The organism is Actinoplanes sp. ATCC 53533 (genome assembly GCF_003947245.1).
Genome location: NZ_QHHV01000702.1, coordinates 1 through 577 on the forward strand (window position 1 = coordinate 1; position 577 = coordinate 577).

General features: G+C 66.7%; 1 protein-coding gene. It reads left to right on the forward strand.

Going from position 1 to position 577, the window contains the following annotated elements; all coding sequences use genetic code 11:
* Positions 1-185: 185 nt before the first annotated feature.
* Positions 186-577: hypothetical protein (locus DMB66_RS60730; protein WP_199753352.1), on the forward strand; the 392-nt coding region annotated here is incomplete at its 3' end.

A 577-nucleotide genomic window follows, 5' to 3' on the forward strand; every position in this document is an offset into this window, starting at 1 on the left:
CCCGCAGGTAGCGGTATAGGTGCGGGTCGTGTCCTGGCGCGGGTTGCGGGTCGGGGTCGCCCCGGCCGCATTCGACGTCGGCGGGTGCATGAGCAGGTGCAGGTGGTAGACGACGCTGCGGTCCCTGCGCACGTCCAGGTGCGGTGCCCATCGTGGCGACGTAGGAACAATGATATGATGGTTGGGTGCAGTTGGTCGTGCAGGTCAAGCTCCTGCCGACACCTGACCAGGGGTCGTCGCTGGAAGCAACCCTGCGTGCCTGCAACGCCGCCGCCTCCGAGGTCGCCGTGGTGGCCCGCAACACGGGCGTCTACCGCAACTACCACCTTCGCAAACACGTCTACCAGGCCATCAAGACCGACCACGGCCTGGGCGCCCAAGCCGCCCAGCACGTGATCAAGAAGGTCTGCGACGCCTACAAGTCTCTGAAGGCGAACATCCGCGCCGGGAATCTCGGCAAGCCCGGCTCGAACGCCGGCGAACGCCGAGAGCACCCGATCAGCTTCCGCTGGAATGCTGCCCAGCCGTACGACGCGCGGATGTTGTCCTGGCAGCACGACGCCCGGACCGTGTCGAT